This window comes from Hydrogenivirga sp. 128-5-R1-1, assembly GCF_000171895.1.
The window spans coordinates 1-1,364 of the sequence record NZ_ABHJ01000387.1; the positions used below are offsets into that span (position 1 = coordinate 1).

At 32.6% G+C, this 1,364-nt stretch carries 3 protein-coding genes and 1 tRNA gene; 2 read left to right on the forward strand and 2 right to left on the reverse strand.

Annotated features, from left to right (window positions below; genetic code table 11):
- Positions 1–222: hypothetical protein (locus tag HG1285_RS20040; RefSeq protein ID WP_008289411.1), on the forward strand; the 222-nt coding region annotated here is incomplete at its 5' end.
- A gap of 136 nt (positions 223–358) precedes the next feature.
- Here HG1285_RS20040 and HG1285_RS01380 read toward each other — a convergent pair.
- Both HG1285_RS01380 and HG1285_RS01375 read right to left on the reverse strand, forming a co-directional pair.
- Positions 359–445, reverse strand: a tRNA-Leu gene (locus HG1285_RS01380).
- A 36-nt stretch (positions 446–481) separates the two neighbouring features.
- Positions 482–889: a hypothetical protein gene (locus HG1285_RS01375; protein ID WP_008289412.1), complete on the reverse strand. Its 408-nt coding sequence runs from the start codon at positions 887–889 to the stop codon at positions 482–484.
- 155 nt (positions 890–1,044) lie between these two features.
- Here HG1285_RS01375 and HG1285_RS01370 point away from each other — a divergent pair, with 155 nt between their 5' ends.
- Positions 1,045–1,311: a hypothetical protein gene (locus HG1285_RS01370; protein WP_008289413.1), complete on the forward strand. Its 267-nt coding sequence runs from the start codon at positions 1,045–1,047 to the stop codon at positions 1,309–1,311.
- The last annotated feature ends 53 nt before the right edge of the window (positions 1,312–1,364 follow it).

Consider the following 1,364-nt stretch of genomic DNA (forward strand, 5'->3'; position numbering starts at 1 on the left):
AAACTCAAAGCCGAATACAACCAGCTTGTTCAGGAACTCCGTCAAATTCCAACCTACGAAGAATACAAGGAACTCAAACTCAAATATGACCTCTTAACCTCAATTTTAGATGTGCTAATAATAGATATGGAAAAAGCAAAGCCATATATAGACATGATGTTCAAAAGAATAGAATGGGTAAAAAATGGGGTTAAAGTGGGAGATAAACTTGTTAAATTTTAGACAAACTGGGGCTTATGCCCCTTCCTTTTTCTGGGTGAAAACTGGGTGCAAAAATACACTCAAATTTTCTGGAATTTCTTGGAATTTTCTGGAAAGGGTATTTTTAGGAAATTATTGATAAATCTGATTTAAACCTTGGTGCGAGCGGAGGGAGTTGAACCCTCACGGCCTTGCGGCCACGGGATCCTAAGTCCCGCGCGTCTGCCAATTCCGCCACGCTCGCAAAAAGAGAAAAAATTATATCATAATTTAGCCTTAATTATGCACAGGTCAATAACATTTTTATATATGTTCCTGCAAGAATTCTTTCAACTTTTATAACAAGAGCTTGACCGTTTCTTTTATAAACTAAAACAGCCGCAGGCCCTATAAGTTCAGAGGACTTTTTCCACCCAAGTTTAGACAGGTTTTCATCTAAAAATTTAGAAATCTTTGCTACACTTCCGCTTCCAGCATATACAAGATAAGCTCTAACACTATTACCCTTTTTATAAATTAAAGATGCTTCTTCTTTTAATTTGAAATTTGCTGGAACAACAAATGTAAAATTTCCAAACCTTTCAGTTTTAGCTATAAACTTTTTAGGAGCTGGATTTACAGCATCCTGAACCTGTGCACAACTAAAAAATAAGAATGGGATAGTTATTAATATTAGTAATTTCTTCATAATACCTCCAAAATTAGTAATAATTTTTATCATAATCAGATTACATTTTGGTTAATATTATTATAACCTTAACCTTAGTTTCCAATTCAAGAGAGAAGTTTAAATAAAAAAACTCCAGTGGCAAAATAAAGATAAAAACCACTGGAGGAAAACCAATGACATATAAAGATTATATAACAACAGTTTATGTAATTGTAGACGAGGTATTAAAGTTGATAGGACATAAACACAAAACAAATAAGCCTAAATTTTCAGATAGCGAGTTAATAACCCTTTTAGTTTATGCCACAACATTTAGAAAAGGAGAAATAAAATCTACACTAAAAGAATTTAAAGAAAACTACAGCGATATGTTTCCTTATGTGCCAGAGCTACCAGCCATTGTAAAAGAGCAAAAAGTTGAAAAGTTAGTAAAATTTTAATTATACTGGTAAAAATTTGCTATCAAACAAAAATCACTAATTGCAATACTTGA